This is a genomic window from Shewanella sp. SW32 (assembly GCF_025653365.1).
Lineage (GTDB): Bacteria > Pseudomonadota > Gammaproteobacteria > Enterobacterales > Shewanellaceae > Shewanella > Shewanella oncorhynchi.
The window spans coordinates 34,023-50,251 of record NZ_JAKKSJ010000027.1 but is presented as its reverse complement, the minus strand read 5'-3'; the positions used below and the strand labels follow the sequence as shown (position 1 = coordinate 50,251).

The window sequence follows — 16,229 nt, the reverse complement described above, 5'->3', positions numbered from 1 at the left end:
CTTTTTATAGAAAACACAGTTTATAAAAAAGACAGCGTCAGCCTTGCGTAGCAAAAGGCTGACATGGCAGAAAGGGAGCGTAAAACGTTACGCTTGCTGTTGCAGCAGGGTACGGCACAGCTTGATAAAGTCCGATGAAGTGACGATACCGAGTACCTTTTTATCGACATCGACGACGGGCAGGCAACCAAGTTTGTTCTCGATAAAATATTCCACCACCACAGTTAAAGGCTCGTCGGCGGTGAGATGCTGATAGTCTTTATCCATCACAGTTGTGATCGGCGTGTATCGTTCCTTGCGCTCGAGCGCGCCTTGGCCGTACTTGTTCAACATAGTCATCACGCTGGCGATCATCTTTTTATGGGTGAGTACGCCAACGAGGGTGCCATCAATTTCAGAAATCACAGGTAAGTGGCGTACGCCACGGGTTTGCATCAGATGGTGGGCATCTTTCAAACTGGCGCCATCGCTGATGCAAATGACTTGATCACTCATAATATCGCTGACTTTCATTGTATAAATTCCTTTTCTTGCCATTCTCTGGCGTGCATTTCACACGCTGCGTTAGCCTGCACCGATGTTAGCAGCTTCTCTGTAAGCTACGCCAGTCCTGCACAAATAAAGTACGCTATCCAGTATAAGTGTTTGAATTGATAGATATCATAAAAGGCTGACAAAGATGTCACAAATATGTAACAGTGATATCTCACAATCGTGGTCTTATTAGACCTCATACCAGTGAAGCCTTATCTAACAAGGAATAATAATGAATCGTACCGTAACTCGTCGTGATTTTTTGGCTATGTCGGCCAAAGGTGTTGGTGTTGCTGTGATCTCTTACGGCTTGATGGGCTGTAGTGATAGTAATGATGATAATTCTGTACCCGCGCAATTTTTACATGGAATTGCCAGTGGCGATCCGGCAGTCGATGCCGTGATCCTCTGGACCCGTGTCACGCCTGAGTCTGAGGGCGATGTAAAAGTGAGTTGGCAAGTGGCAAGCGATGCGGCCTTTAGTCAATTAGTGACCACAGGTGAGACTGTCACTAATGCGAGCCGTGACTACACGGTTAAGATTGATGCCCGTGGTTTACGTGCCGGGCAAACCTACTTTTATCGCTTTATGACGGGTGATAAAACCTCAGTTGTGGGTAAAACCCGCACTCTGCCTGAGGGTGACGTTAGCTCAGTCAAATTAGCCGTGATGTCCTGTGCTAACTTTCCTGCCGGTTATTTTAACGTCTATGAGTTAGCGGCGGCGCAGGATGATTTAGATGCTGTTGTGCATTTAGGCGATTACATCTATGAATATGCCCGCGGTGGTTATGCCAGTGAGCATGCTGCCGAATTGGGGCGTGAAGTGTTACCCGCCAATGAGTTGCTGACGTTGAGTGATTACCGCACTCGCCATGGTCAGTACCATACCGATGCGAGTCTGCAAAAGTTACACGCGAAAGTGCCTTTTATCACAGTGTGGGATGATCATGAAGTGGCCAATGATACTTGGCGTGATAGTGCCGAGAATCACAACGAAGGCGAAGGGGATTTTGCCGTTCGTAAAGAAGCGGCACTACAAGCTTATTTCGAGTGGTTGCCGATTCGCCCATGGCGTGAAGGGAATCATGAAGAGATTTACCGCAGCTTCAGTTACGGCAATCTCGTCGATCTGCATATGCTGGATACTCGCGTATTAGCCCGTGATAAACAGCTCGATTATGCCGATTATATGGATCCTACCACGGGCTCGTTTGCTGGAGAGCGTTTCCTTGCTGATGTCACTTCGACCACTCGCACTATGCTGGGGCTGACGCAATTATTATGGCTGCAGGGCACATTGCTACAATCGACAGGCAAGTGGCAAGTACTGGGACAGCAGGTATTAATGGGTAAGATGTCATTGCCGGCGGCGATTGCCACTCAGCAGATGAGCATTCCCCAATTTGCCATGTTAGGGGCTTTAGCTAAGTTAGCGGCCCGTGCGGCGGCAAATGATCCCACACTTACTGCCCAAGAGCTGCAATATCTTCAAGCTAATCAAGCCCTATTAACCCCAGAAGTTATTGCACTGCTGAAATTGCCAGCCATTCCATATAACTTAGATGCTTGGGACGGTTACGCCTATGAGCGTGAAGTGATTTTAGGTACGGCTAAATCGAAAAATCTTAACCTAGTTGTGATCGCGGGTGACACCCATAATGCATGGGCTAACGAGCTTAAAGACGTGAATGGCGATACCGTTGGGGTGGAGTTTGCGACTAGCTCAGTATCATCGCCAGGCCTTGAATATTATTTGAATCTCCCTGCGGAACAGATCCCCGCGACCGAGGCGGCAATTGTCGAGTTAGTGCCAGATCTTAAGTACGCTAACTTAAAAGACCGAGGCTTTATGACGCTCACCTTTACCGCTGATGAGGTGCGCAGCGACTGGCATTATGTGGATACCATTTTGTCGAAGGATTTCCAAGTCGCAACGGCCCGTGGTTATAGTGCTAAGACAAAAGTAGGCGAGCATGTGATTACGCCTATCGTTTAATGCGGTATTGTTCGCTTGTTTATCGGCCACCTTAGGGTGGCCTTTTTGTTGCTTTTGGCTTTAAAAGGCAAAATAAATGTCTGTTGTCACGCAAGTTCTTACTATTACTGCAGCACATCGCATTTTTTTGGTATAAAATTCGCTCCCAAAATTCGGCGGCTGCCTACACTTGCTAAGGCAAAGCTGTTCTAGTGTTTTGGGAACCTTTACCCGCCGAACAGACCTTACTGGGGTCATAAGCTTTAACGACCTAAGAATAAAATCAATGTGATGGGGACTGTGTCATGTCAGAAAAGTATTTTGTTACCGCGCAGCAATTGCTGGAAGATTCATTTTTATTAGCTTCGCAAGTGTATGAGAGTGGCTTTCGTCCGCAATTTATCGTGGGTATTTGGCGTGGCGGTGCTCCAATCGGTATCGCGGTACAGGAGTTTTTCGATTTTAAACAAGTTGAAACCGATCACATTGCCGTGCGTACCTCTTCTTATTATGGGATTGGCACTGACAAACAAAGCAAAGAAATCAAAGTTCATGGCCTGCATTACATCGTTGAAAATGCGAACGCGAGTGACGGTTTGTTGATTGTGGATGACGTGTTTGACTCTGGCCGTAGTATTCATGCATTAAAAGAAAAACTCAGCCAACTGATGCGCTTGAATATGCCAACCGATATCCGTATCGCTTGCCCTTATTACAAGCCAAAAAATACCGCAGTGCCTTTAAAACCCGACTATTACATTCATGCCTCTGAAGACTGGTTAGTTTTCCCGCACGAAGTCACAGGTTTAACGCCTGAAGAAATTGCCGAAGGTAAGGGCGATTTAAAGAATATTCAGCACCTGTTTAAATAACCTGAACTCGGGTTAAAGAGGTCGCTTGCGGCGAGCTTAGAATATTGTCGCTACAAAAAACGCGTTAACGATGAATCGTTAACGCATTTTTTTTTTCTGTTTTAAAACTTATAAATCCATACAGTTAGCATAGTAAGTCACTGTGGCGGGCCAGTCGGAGAACACTCCAATCACGCCGACATCTTTCGCAAGTACATCAAGTAATTCAAAGGTATCGCCTTCGTTATCTATCGCTTCGGTAATGCTTTGATAGTAAAAGCCGCCGCCATTTTTTAATAAACCAGAACGTTCTAGCGACCAAGTGATGATCTTAAGCCCTGCGCCTTTGGCGGCCTTAGCGTATTCCGAAGGAATGATTTTCTTATCCGCATCTAAGGCGACTAATACCCAGAGTGGCGGCGCAATAATTTCGACGCCTTGGGTCTTTAAATCCGCCATTGATGGTGACCAAGTTGCTGAGTTCTGCGGATCAAAGGCGCTGTTATAATCGTATCTGTCATCGAGAAACACGGCTTGCTTCGCAAATTCAGGTGCGTTGGCGACCCAGTATTTGATGTCATCCAAAATAAATGACTGGGGGAATACTTGCGAAACATCGACGCCCGCCGCCGTGTATTCATCTAACATTTTTTGCGCGTAATCCTGCTGAGTAAAGCCATCGAAGGGCATAGATACGCTCGCCGCTTTTAGCTCAGGCGTCATCTTCACACCGGCTTTTTTAAACATTTCAATACTTTCAGCGTGGGTCATCAAGGTGCCATTGCCAGCGTAGAGATCGGTGCGCCAACTTGGGGTGCCATTGATGAATTCGGCCGCAGTGGTCGCTTTCGGATTGCTGCCTTCCATCTTACCCTTGAGAGTTTTAAATTCGGCAAGGGTGATATCGCTAGTGCAACAGGTTGCCGATGCGCTGACGCCATTGGCGGGATCGGCAGGAATGAATGGGCTCGAACATTTATTGGCAAGTTCGGGTATGGCTAAAATGTTGGTCGTGCTGGCAAGATCGCACTGTGAGTGGCGGCAAACTAAAGCTTTATCGGCGGTGAAGGTGACATCACACTCAACTATGCCTGCGCCCGAATCGATAGCCGCTTGGTAGGATTCCTTTGTATGCTCAGGGAATTTCATTGGCGCGCCACGGTGACCTATGGAAAATTCGCTGCGATAAAAACTGTCAGTAGTGCATTGTTCTAAGCGGGTTTTAAGTGTGCTGTCTTGCATCTGACGAACGAGGAATAAGGGTCTTTCTCCCACTTGAGCAGGAACAGGTTTGCTGGTGGGTGGCGTGACTGCGGCGTTATCATCGTCATTATTGCAACCGGCTAATAAAGCGCTCGTGGCAATTAACAGGCCGAGTGAGAGCGACGAAATAGGGCGTAGTTTCATCAGATTTACCTATGAGTAATGATGTAAATTATTAATATTAATCAGAAACTCTAAAGTGTTAATGTGACTGAAAAAGCCTATTTGTATGACATAAACAAGAATATATACCGTTTGCACGACGATTATCTAAGGCACGCTAGCTTGCGATAAACTGCCATAGACAGAGGACGGTCGGGATATATACACAGTGTTGCTTTAGATGTGAGCATTGACTCCACTGAGCGAGTCAATGAAACTGGCATGAATATTTTCATCTGGGCGATCTTTCTGGGCCGAAATCAAGTACACTGCGCTCCTTTTGTTTTATGATGAGCGTTTGGTTCGCTTGATAAGACAAACGTGACAAGCATCATTTAGGAAATAGAGCAGAATGAGCAAGGGCAAAAAATACGATTTTCGCGTGACACAGGGCGACAACGGTTGGAAAACTGAAATCACTCGTCGCATGACATCAACTAAAACAGTTGTATCTAAGAGCCACGATGGCTTTGCGACCGAAGCCGAAGCGCAAGCTTGGGGCTTAACTGAATTACAAGTGTTTTTAGGCACGTTAACTGAGCGCAATAAACGTCGTTCAGAGAAACAAGCTAAAGCAAAATTAGCCGCAGCATTAGCGGCTGAAGCGGCTACTGATGCCGAAGATCTTGATGAAGATGATTTCGACGAAGAGTAACACTCATTCGTTTAACCTTGTCTTATCAAGCCAGTGTGACTGTTAGGGCGCGCATAACGGGTTCTGAAACGTCACTCTGGCGATGAACAGCAAAAGGCAGATCTTAAGATCTGCCTTTTGTGTTTTTGTCGCTCGCGAAACTGCGCATATCAATTCATTTCATCCTATTTCCTTGTTTATCTTCATACACTCTGTTCGGCTGGACTGATCTACTGATGCTGTCATTAGCTTGTTTTTATCGCATTTAGCCGGGATTACGTACCCTATACCATTAATAATTAACGATAACTATTATCATTTGATTTACTTAGATGCTGCTCTGTGCTCATATGTAAGGAATTCGAACGCACGTTTAACTTTATCAAGGTAAGGGAACTCCTATGAAACTACTTCAATCCAGTTTATTGCTGTGTTTGTCAGCTTCGGCAACCCTGAGTTATGGCCAAGCCTTAGATGGAGAGGCGTTACGCTTACTACAAGCGTCGCTAAAGGATTCGACTTTGGATGCACAAGCGCAGTTAACCAATACTAAGCGGGCATTGGCGTTAGATTTAAGCCATCAATATGCGCAGCTTGCGCCTATCTTACAGACTGAAATAAACCAGTATCAGTTGGCAGTAAATGCCGATGACATTCTGTCTCAGCATAGGCTCAATGATAATGTGATCACCAAAGCCGATGCGTCGATTCGCCGAGTGAAGGGCTTAAGTGCCAAAGCAGATTCTCTGGTGCAAGTGCGTCTGGCGGATGAAACCATGTTAACCCCATGGCAGCAAGGTGAGTCTCCTCTATTTGCCTATGAGCCCGATGGTGACGAGAGTCAGTGGGATTATATTGAAGCCTTTGATATTCATGGGCAAGTGCATCAATTAGATGTGTATAACCTACCGCAGCAGCCGGTGTTTGTGGTCGGTATCGATAGTAAAAAAGCCTTTGTGGCTGGCTTAGAGGTGATGCGGACGACATTTGCCGAAGCACAATCGGCGAAAAAAGATGGCGCGCTACTGAGCCGTGCGCAAACACAGGCGGTGGCAGACAAGTCGATTTCAACCACAGTGATCAAACAAATATCCTTGAAGGATGACCATGAGCCGTGGATTTCTGGTCGAGCCGAGATTTACGGCATAGTGACTGGGGTTGACCCGAGCCGTGAAGAACCTGTGCTCGATATCGTCGAAATGCCCTATTTAGATTATGCGGATACGACCTATTATCCGAATCAAATCATCATACATTGGGAGCGTTATCGTTGGGCGGCTGCGGACATGATCCTAATGGAGCATGACGATGGCACTAATTATAAAGTGTTGGCCACTAAGCTGTTGGAAGCAGCGGAGCAGATCTTAAAGTCGATCCCCGATCCTGAAGCTCAGGGTTATGCGCTGATCCCACAAATCACCAATGGTATTTTAAGTGTGATGCCGGATGCTTGGTTCACCAATGACGATGACTTTGTCGACGTGTATTACACCTTGCAGGAAGGGGGGGACTATCCCAACTTGAACGGCGCTAACGGTAATGCGATGACGAGCTTTGCGCCATTAGTCATCCAACCAAGACCATGATGGATTAGTGCGGCTAAATGCAATGGCTGAAATGTAAAAGCGGATCCTAAGATCCGCTTTTTTTGTTTTTATCACTTAACATTAGGCTAAGCCATTCACCTTAAGCTTTTAACTTGAAACTGCCTTGCATAATCGCCCAGTGACCTGGGAAGCTGCAGAAAAATTGGTAGGCTTCGGTAGCGCTCATACCGGCAGTGCTAAAGGTGATCGACGTTGATTCGCCACCGCCCACTAAATCTGTGTGTGCGATAACGCGCGTATCACCGGCTTTGACATAGGCTGCATCAGGACCGGCACTCATGCCTTCGGTCGCTACGGCTGACATATCGGCTGCCTTAGTTAATACCCAGTTATGGCCCATTGCTGCTTTTGGCAAGGTGCCTGAGTGGGTTAAGGTTAAGGTCACTTCTTTACAGCTTGCAGGTACAGACAGCTCTTTAGTGTCAAATTGCATTGCATCAGTGGCGGCAATTTTCAGTTCACATTCGTTGGCACTCGCTTGGCTAGCGAATAATAATCCTAGGCCGATTAGGCTAGTGCTGGTCACGTTACGTAAAGCTGTGCTTTTTGCTTTCATCTGGTACTTCCTTATTTGAACAAGGGTAGCCGAGCCGTTTTGACTCGGACATGCACCTGCCAGCATAAGCAATCTTCATTAAATGGGAATGAAATCAGCGTGTAAATTATGTATATGCAACTTTCGGTTGAAAGCTTGCATCGTTATTGGCGGCAAAATTGTTAGCGGTAAACATAGGTGAGTACTTAGTTGGAGTGAACTAAGTACTCAGAAGTTATTATTTATATGTTTGATTTATAAATGATAATTTGTAGGTTCTAACGCAGGGCGTCTACTTCTGAACTTCTTACGTTTTTAGTACGAAAGCTCCTGTCGATAGGGAATCGCACGTTGTGCACCTGGGCGAGTGACAGTAATTGCACTGGCTGCATTGGCAAATCCCACGGCTGCAGTAATCGACATGCCCTCGCTTAAGCCCACAGCTAAGGCGCCATTGAAGGTATCTCCTGCGGCGACTGTGTCTATGGCCTGCACTTCAAACGCAGGTATTAGCCCATTAAAACCTGGGCTACTGATATATGCGCCACGGCTACCTAAGGTGATGACCACAATCTTTACTCCCTGCTGGTGGAGAAGTTGCGCTGCCATGTGTGCATCATCAAGATGGTTGATCTCAACTCCCGTTAAGGCTTCTGCTTCGGTTTCATTGGGGGTAATAATATCTACCCACTTGAGTACATCTTGGCCAAGTGCCGTCGCTGGAGCGGGATTTAGTACAGTCGTCACGCCAAGATTCTTGGCTATTTGCAGCGCCTTTGCCACTGTGGCAGCGGGCGTTTCTAATTGTGTTAATAAGTACTCAGCATTAGCAAATAGGGCGTAATGAGCTTCTAAGTCATCGGGTGAAAGGCTGGCGTTAGCACCTGCGGCAACGCCAATCGTATTCTCACCGTTATCACCGATAAAAATCATGGCAGTGCCAGTGCTCAGTCCGGCTATTTGGCGGATCCCTTCCGCGCTGATGCCATCTTTCATCCAGCTTTGACGCATATCATCGCCGATACTGTCTTGGCCGAGATGGCAGATAAAATCAGTGCGTGAACCTGATTTGGCTAAGCGCGCGCAGGCGACGGCTTGATTGGCCCCTTTGCCGCCCTGTTCGAGGCGGTAATCTCGGCTCATTAAGGTTTGCCCTGCAGCGGGCAGGTACTCAAATTTCATCACATGGTCGGCATTTGCACTGCCGATAACGAGTATCTGGCTCATAGAAGACTCACTGTCATTTTTATCTGCGATTGAGATAAGTTGCATCATAGACGCGTAAACTGTCTACCAGTAAATCGACAAAGCCTTGCCTATCGATCCCAAACAGCACTGTCGCATTGGCGGCTTTACCTGTTAGCTGATAGCGATCGACCACTGTCATGCCTAAAGTCAACTCACTTTGGGTTTCAATACTTACCCAGCAATCTTGCGCCTCAAATAGCTCAGGTTTAAGCAACCAAGCGATAGTGCAGGGGTCGTGCAATGGCGCACCAATAAAGCCCCATTTAGGATCTCTGTGGTAAATCATAAAGAAATCCAATAATTCGGCGACACACTGAGCAATTGGATTTTGAATCGCGCGAATGCGTTCTATGTCTTCATCCATGATTTGTGCCTGATGAGTCACATCGAGCCCACACATAGTGATGGGAATACCGGATTTAAAGACAATATCGGCGGCTTCGGGGTCGACAAAAATATTAAACTCGGCGGCTGGGGTCCAATTACCGACACCGGCTGCGCCGCCCATTAGCACTATGCGCTCAATTTTATCGTGTAACTCGCTATGACTCGCCAGTAAAAGGGCGATGTTAGTCAGCGGCCCTGTGGGAATTAAGGTTACTGGCTGATGACTTTGGCGAATTTGCTGCGCCATTAATTCAACTGCGGTAATGGCTTGAGGGCTAAAACTTGGATTAGGCAATGCAGGGCCGTCGAGTCCGGTTTCACCATGGACATTGTCGGCAATGATTAATTCGCGAGCTAATGGCTTGACTGCGCCGCCAGCGACAGGAATATCACTGCGATTTAATAAGGTTAAGATCCGCAGGGCATTATTGAGCGTTTTATCCGGCGTTTGGTTACCGGCGCTGGTGGTGACGGCCAGTGGAACCAGCTCTGGATGGGCGAGAGCTAAAATGAGCGCAATAGCGTCGTCATGGCCGGGATCGCAATCCAGAATAATAGGGCGAGTCATACTGTTACTCCTTTAAACAGCGGTGATGGGGGCTTAGAATAGCATGTTCAAGCGGGGGGGCGATGAGTGTGATGGTGTCTTTACAGTAAACTGTGAGCTTTTTCTGATTTTTATCAATAAGCTGCTAAAATTGCGCCCCGCTGTAGGCACAAACAAAATTCATTTAATGCTTAAGCATCATGGAATGATAAGGACGTTTTGGCGTGTTGATTAATCGCAGTAAGTTAACCTCTAGCGCACCCGAGCGAGGTTGGGGGGGGCTCGAAGTACTCTTGTTTACCTTACCTCCCATTTTAATCTTGAGTCTTGCGGCCTTTTTTATCACTGAAGGATGGCAAAAGTGGTATTTGGTCAATCAGCTTGAAGTGCGTGGCGATGTTGCCATTGGCCGGGTGATTGAAACTGAGTATCGGAGTGAACGAGGTTCGAACGGCATTTCTCGCCAAAGATTGGTTTGCTTAGTGGAATATCACACCGCCGAGGGCGAGGTGATTCGTCAGTGGGGGCTTGATGGTGTTGATTGCCGTGCGACTTATCAATTAGCTCCGCCGCAGGGTGATACGCCGTGGGCATTAGGGCCCCATTATGCGCAAAGTGCTGTGAGCTACCTTCCTGATGCACCAACCCGTGCAAGTGCAGACCTTAAATTAACCCGCGATCTCGCCAAGTGGGACTTTGCCTTTGGTACTGCAAGCTTATTATTGGGTTTGCTGGTGGGCTATTTCTGTTCGACTCCTTTAAGAATTTGCTGGGCTGAGTCTCGTTATATCCCAATACTCAAGCGTTTAGGGGATCAGCAAGATTACGTTGGAATTATCAATTTGCTTGAAACCTACAGGCGCCACCCAGCCGCTAATATTCTGGTATGGGAAGCGGCCGACCATATTGGCCATTGCCCTGAGTTATACCCAAGTTTTGTTGCCTTATTTGCCCAAATGCAATCTGCACCAAGCAAAAAACAGCTGGAATCGATAGATGAAACTATTGTGATGATTAGCTTTTATCGCTTGATTTCATTAGGGTTTCACGACTTAGCGCTCGCGATGTTAGCCCGTTGCAATCAAGCCTTAACAGCAAGAACCTTGGCAACCTTTGTGCTGATGACTCGCACTGCGCAGCTCCCTTTTGCACTGACATTATCGGCAGAAAAGCTCAAGGCATTGGAGGCACTTTGTTATGCCAAGGAGCTCAGTTTTGGCTTGGAGGATGAAAAAAAATGCAGTGTCGACCTTGCAGCCCGTATCGAATATTTACTTTGGTTAGTTAAATGGGTGCTCGATGATACGCGTAGCGCGCCGGAGCCAAGTGTTAGCCCTGTGCAAGCGGTGATTTTAGCGGCATTTGGCCAGACGATGGCGCTTCAAACCCTCAGCCTTGATAGCGCGCAGACCACTGATAAACATGCACAAGCACTATTGTCTCGGTTAGATATGAATCATGGTTTTCAGCGCGCATTGAGGCCGATAATCGAGTCATTATCGGATAAAGTAGCGCAACATATTCAGCAACTCACGTTTTCAGCAACGACAAGGAAATAAGTTATGCAGTCTTATTCAATTCCTCGCCCTTTGGCATTCGTGTCAGTTTTAATCGCCCTGCAATTAACGGCTTGTAGTCAGCCGAAACCCTTAACCGTGTTCGAAAATGATAAGGAATCCTTATTGCAGTTTGATAACGGCAAATTGCTCCAACTTAAGGAAAATCCGAGTCCACAGTATCGCCATATTCCCTGTGATTTATCCGCAGTCGAGACTGTAGTCACCAACAGTTCGGCCTTTGCGGCGTTAACACAATCTGGTGAGGTGATCACTTGGGGCGACAGTTATGCTGGTGGTGATAGCCGGGAAGTAACGGAGCAGCTTAAGCAAGTTAAGCAAATCGTCCCAGTTAAGGACGGGTTTGCCGCGCTACGTCAAGATGGCACTGTGGTGTACTGGGGCAATGCGGGGAAATATAGCCTCGACAAAGCCCTGCAAAACCGCATGACCAATATTACCAAGTTGTTCGCTAATCAAGAGGCCATTGCGGCCCTTGATGCCAATGGCAAGGTACACACTTGGGGTTATGGCCCCTACGGCGGCAGTAGCTTACATGTGCAGGATCAATTAGTTGATGTTGTCGATATCTTTGCCAGAGGTCGCAGTTTTGTCGCCCTCAAAAAAGAGGGCAGTGCTGTGATTTGGGGGCAGGTTGAAGAGTCGACCAATATGAAAAAGTTACTCCCGCAGCTTACGGATGTAGCGAAGATCGAATATTTTCAACACACCTATGCCGCCTTGAAAAAGGACGGCACTGTGGTGAGTTGGGGTTGGCGCAGTGATGCTTACTCGATCCGCAGCGCCTTAAAGGATGTGGCGAGTATGACGGCAAACAATTGTGCCTTTGCGATTTTAAGTCCTACGGGGGATGCGCATTTTTGGGGCGATGGGATTAACTGTGGTGTCGATTGGATTCAAAAAACCGATATCACAGGGGTAAAAGAGATTATCAGCATCGGCTCAGGCTTTTTATTACTGCGGGATAAGGCCGTGCCGCAAATAGTGGCCGACGATACTGATTACGCTCATATGTTTGGGTTTCACTATGCCCAAGAGATTCTTGATAAATATTGGCAGGAAGGGAGTGTTATTACTCGAGGGCCTGCCTCCTTTGTGTTTACGCGTCCCGATGGCAAAGTGGTGCCTGTTGGTTATCGCGCCAACCGTGAAAATGTGGAGAAGTTGATTGCACGTATTCCGCGACTCACTTGGTTAGATGGCGCAAATGACGGTTATGTTGGCATCAGCGAAAAGGGGGAGCTGGTCTCTTGGTCGATGAATTTGCCAATGTTCGACAAGTCGCCAGTGCAACCTGCTGACTCGTTAGTGATTAAACCGCTGGATTTTACCCCCGTTGCCCAATGCGAAACCCCTGAGCAGCGTCAGGCGATTTTGAGCAAAGACAGACCAAAACCTGCGGCAAAAAACTGGGATGGTGTTTTCTAGCTCATGTGAGTTTTCTCGCTAATCTGAGATTAATGGACTTTCATCCGTATAGACGTCTATAATGCGCGCGCTCAGGTCTGATATGCCCTGAGCCTTGTTGGGCGTTAACAGGTTGTACGCCCTTTTAACCTAATTTTGAGTCAACCTTCTGTGGTGCTTACGATGATAGTGTCGTGAGATAATCGGGAAGCCAGTGAAATTCTGGCACTGCCCCCGCAACGGTAAAAGGTGAGAGAAGACCGCGTTTGATTGGTGTGTTCAAGAGTGAACCCGAAAGTCAGAATGTGAAAGGTCAGTCTCGCGTTAATCTAACTTTTAATGGATTAACATAGCCTAAGTCCGGAGACCGGCCCTAAAGGTGTTTTTGAGATTTCGGTGGGCAGATCTCAAAATGCGATAATCACCGTCAGTATTTACGACTGAATTAACGGTATCGTGGCGTCAATGCCCCGTTTTCCTTGCAGGAGTTAAAGGTAAAATGGGAACAAATCCAACAAAAATCGCGCTGCTGATCGGCAGCCTTTGCAGTTTTTCAATTATCGCGCCCGTTATGGCGGCTGACGATACCAGCACAGCTAAAGTTGACGAGCATCTTGTCGTGATCGGCCGCTCTGATAAGACCCCGTTAAATATTGCTGCCAATGTGAATGTGATTGATGCTGCGGCTATTGAAATGAGTGGCGCGACTAATTTGACCGACGTATTACGCGGTCAAAGCGGTATTCAAATTTCGGATAACAATATTGGAACTAGCTTTGCTATGCGTGGTTTTAGCGCCAGCACTGCCGTTAATAACACGCTGATTTTACTTGATGGTCGTCGTCTCAATAATATCGATATCGCCGCACCTAGCCTTAATGCCATTCCGCTTAATCAAGTGGATCGTATTGAAATTTTATCGGGTAGTGCAGGTGTACTTTATGGCGATCAAGCCGTGGGCGGCGTGATCAATATTGTCACTAAGTCCCCTGAAAATACTGGCGGCAGCGTGCAGTTATCTGGCGGTAGCTTTGATACCTATGAAGGTCGTGGTGATGTGTCTGGCGCGATCAACAAAGATTGGCGTTACTTTTTCACCGGTAGTTACAACCAAGGTGACAACTATCGCCAGCATAATGCCAACGAAACCGGCTCTATTCTTGGCCGCATTCAATATAAAACAGCCACAGACTCGTTCTTTGTTGAAACCAGCTACTACGATAACGATCGTGAAAATCCGGGCTCGCTTACTGAAAAGCAATTTAAAGACGATCCCCGTGCTTCATCAAATAAGGTAGAGTATGCCCACGAGATGACCACTGCGGCGCGAACGGGTTACCAGCATCAGCTTAATCAAAACTGGGCGCTGGCGGCGGATTTAGATTACAGCGATACCTTAGTGTCTTCTCTTAATTGGGGGGCGAACAGCCATAACACACGCTCACTGTTAATGTTTAGCCCTAAAGCGTTAGCGAATTACAGTACGCGTCAAGGCGAGCTAAGCCTAGTCACAGGTTTAGACATCAGCCGTGGCAAGGCTGATTTTGACACTATGGCGCGCAGTAATGTGCAGCAAATGCAAAGCGCCTATCTACAAGCTACAGTGCCTTTAAGCCATACTTTAAGTTACGTTGTGGGTGGACGATATGCGCGGGTGACCGATGAGTTAGTCGATGGCAATGTCTATCCCAATGGCATGGATTTAGACGAAAATGCCCACGCATTCGAACTGGGTTTAAATTACCGCCCAACTGCGGAGCACAGACTCTATGTGCGCGCTGATGATAACTTCCGTTTTGCCAAAGTGGATGAGCAAGCTTATACATCGCCGGGCGTATTTGGCTTAAAGCCGCAAACAGGCCGTTCCTATGAGGCGGGTTGGGATTGGGCTGTCGCTAGTCAAACCCTACGAGTCAGCCTATATCGTCTCGATTTAGAGGATGAAATTGTTTATGACTCGAGTGCAGTTAAACCCATAGGTGGAAATTTCAACGGTGCAAACGTCAATGCCGACGCTTCTCGTCGTTATGGCGCGGGTGCCGATTGGGATTGGCAGATCACTAAAGCGCTGCAACTCGGGCTAGAGTATAACTATACCGACGCCGAATTTACCGATGGTGCTAACGATGGCAAAGAGCTGTCTTGGGTGGCAAAACACACGGGACGCGGTTATGTCAGCATGGATTTTGCTGAGCATTTCCAAGTATTTGCCGAAGCTATCTACACGGGGGATCGTTTTATCGAAGGCGATAACGCTAATCAAGGTGATAAGCTAGCAAGTTACGTGCTTGGTAATTTAGCCTTGAATTATAATCGTGATGCTTGGCTTGCCAGTCTGCGTATCGATAATGTATTCGATAAAGATTATGTCAGTGCAGGTTATTACGGTGGCGATTGGGGGGATAGTTACTATTCTGGTCGAGGTCGCGATATTCGTTTCACTGTGGGCTACCGCTTCTAAATATTAATGAGCTATCTAATAACAAAGCCAGACTCAGTCTGGCTTTTTATTTTTTACGCTGAGTTCAAAGAATAAATCTTAAAATAGGTATAGTCTTGAATATCGTTTTAGTAGAGTGGTTTAATTGTCGTTATCTATAGTGTGTTAGCGGGCAGTCATCACTAAATAGGAGTAATTTATATTTTACTCTGCTGTTTATGGCTGAAATTCTTAGTATTTTAGGTATGATGTGAGCTGTAACCGAATCATCTTATTGTTAATAAACAGGTGTAAAGTGTCTTATGACTGATCTTGAGCAACAGGTTTTTACTCAAGTTAGAGCTATCATAGCGAACGAAGAGCAAGTGATTGGCCGCCGAGGAATTCTAATTCCACTCAAAAAAGCGATCCTTGCTGAAGGCGACATTCGTAATGTGATTGACATTATCTCGAGCGATCCCGCATTGGCAGCGCACATGCTTATGCGCAGTAATTCCGCACAGGCTGCTGTAGTGGAAAATCACAAAACTCGTTCGTTGAAAGAAGCTTTGATCCGCTTAGGTCAAGTTAATATCTATCGCTACGCTTTTACGTTCTATTTAAAAGAACGCCTCGATGAACTGCCACAGCCCTATAAAAAGTTGGTCCAAGGTTATTGGAAGCTGACTGAAGATATTGCAACGGATGCGGTAGATAGCTTAGCGGATATGGAAGGTGTGGAGGTTGATGCTGACGAAGTACAAACCTTAGCTCTGTTCAGTGTGTTCGGCCAAATTATCGCACTGACCGCATTTGCCTATTTAAATGCTAATGCCGAACAGTCATTTCCTTTAAGTGTGATTAAGTCATTGATTGATAATCAACAACAGACCTTAACCATCGAAGCGTTCGAGGCGTTAGATCTCGATCAGGATCTGCGTCAAGAATTTATGATCGCCCATAATTTGCGTCAGACCCGTAATCCTAATTCATCAGGGTTGATACTGCGCCGTGTCTTGTCTATGCGTGGATTGTTGATGAATCCGCTGTAATTTGTCGATGCTATGAAATAGTCATTTG

Annotated in this window: 13 protein-coding genes and 1 riboswitch; of the genes, 8 read left to right on the top strand and 5 right to left on the bottom strand. The window is 46.8% G+C overall.

Translation table 11 applies throughout. The features are described from left to right. Nucleotides 1-87: 87 nt before the first annotated feature. Nucleotides 88-513: an HPP family protein gene (locus L5M28_RS16390; RefSeq protein WP_219253916.1), complete on the bottom strand. Its 426-nt coding sequence runs from the start codon at nt 511-513 to the stop codon at nt 88-90. A gap of 253 nt (nt 514-766) precedes the next feature. Between L5M28_RS16390 and L5M28_RS16385 the strand changes: the two genes are divergently transcribed. Continuing rightward, nucleotides 767-2,533, top strand: a complete 1,767-nt coding sequence (locus tag L5M28_RS16385; protein ID WP_263177111.1) for an alkaline phosphatase D family protein — start codon at nt 767-769, stop codon at nt 2,531-2,533. 284 nt (nt 2,534-2,817) lie between these two features. Further along, nucleotides 2,818-3,384: a phosphoribosyltransferase gene (locus tag L5M28_RS16380; protein WP_028759331.1), complete on the top strand. Its 567-nt coding sequence runs from the start codon at nt 2,818-2,820 to the stop codon at nt 3,382-3,384. 108 nt (nt 3,385-3,492) lie between these two features. On the opposite strand, the gene L5M28_RS16375 is transcribed toward L5M28_RS16380, so the two are convergent. After that, nucleotides 3,493-4,770, bottom strand: a complete 1,278-nt coding sequence (locus L5M28_RS16375; protein WP_263203946.1) for a glycerophosphodiester phosphodiesterase family protein — start codon at nt 4,768-4,770, stop codon at nt 3,493-3,495. Nucleotides 4,771-5,140: 370 nt separating this feature from the next. On the opposite strand from L5M28_RS16375, the gene L5M28_RS16370 reads away from it, so the two are divergent. Next, nucleotides 5,141-5,443, top strand: coding sequence for a DUF3622 domain-containing protein (locus L5M28_RS16370; protein ID WP_105250177.1), 303 nt, complete (start codon nt 5,141-5,143; stop codon nt 5,441-5,443). 380 nt (nt 5,444-5,823) lie between these two features. After that, entirely contained in the window at nt 5,824-7,008 is a 1,185-nt protein-coding gene (locus L5M28_RS16365) for a DUF3103 domain-containing protein (RefSeq protein WP_263196988.1), read from the top strand. 100 nt (nt 7,009-7,108) lie between these two features. On the opposite strand, the gene azu is transcribed toward L5M28_RS16365, so the two are convergent. From azu to rihA, 3 genes are all read right to left on the bottom strand, one after another. Then, nucleotides 7,109-7,585 (bottom strand): azurin, encoded by a 477-nt coding sequence (gene azu / locus L5M28_RS16360; RefSeq protein WP_028759449.1) that lies wholly within the window; start codon nt 7,583-7,585, stop codon nt 7,109-7,111. A gap of 294 nt (nt 7,586-7,879) precedes the next feature. Continuing rightward, nucleotides 7,880-8,791, bottom strand: a complete 912-nt coding sequence (rbsK, locus tag L5M28_RS16355; RefSeq protein WP_263196987.1) for a ribokinase — start codon at nt 8,789-8,791, stop codon at nt 7,880-7,882. 19 nt (nt 8,792-8,810) lie between these two features. Next, a complete protein-coding gene (gene rihA, locus L5M28_RS16350; RefSeq protein ID WP_263169443.1) occupies nt 8,811-9,767 on the bottom strand; it encodes a pyrimidine-specific ribonucleoside hydrolase RihA in 957 nt (318 codons plus the stop codon). 203 nt (nt 9,768-9,970) lie between these two features. Here rihA and L5M28_RS16345 point away from each other — a divergent pair, with 203 nt between their 5' ends. From L5M28_RS16345 to L5M28_RS16330, 4 genes are all read left to right on the top strand, one after another. Beyond that, on the top strand, nt 9,971-11,305 hold the full coding sequence (locus tag L5M28_RS16345; protein WP_263196985.1) for a hypothetical protein: 1,335 nt from the start codon (nt 9,971-9,973) through the stop codon (nt 11,303-11,305). 3 nt (nt 11,306-11,308) lie between these two features. After that, nucleotides 11,309-12,751 (top strand): hypothetical protein, encoded by a 1,443-nt coding sequence (locus L5M28_RS16340; RefSeq protein ID WP_263203944.1) that lies wholly within the window; start codon nt 11,309-11,311, stop codon nt 12,749-12,751. Nucleotides 12,752-12,885: 134 nt separating this feature from the next. Then, nucleotides 12,886-13,121: riboswitch (cobalamin riboswitch) on the top strand. A gap of 108 nt (nt 13,122-13,229) precedes the next feature. Continuing rightward, a complete protein-coding gene (locus L5M28_RS16335; protein WP_113939063.1) occupies nt 13,230-15,191 on the top strand; it encodes a TonB-dependent receptor in 1,962 nt (653 codons plus the stop codon). Nucleotides 15,192-15,472: 281 nt separating this feature from the next. Then, nucleotides 15,473-16,201 carry an HDOD domain-containing protein gene (locus L5M28_RS16330; protein WP_105250172.1) on the top strand — a complete coding sequence of 243 codons (729 nt, stop codon included), beginning with the start codon at nt 15,473-15,475 and terminating at the stop codon, nt 16,199-16,201. The last annotated feature ends 28 nt before the right edge of the window (nt 16,202-16,229 follow it).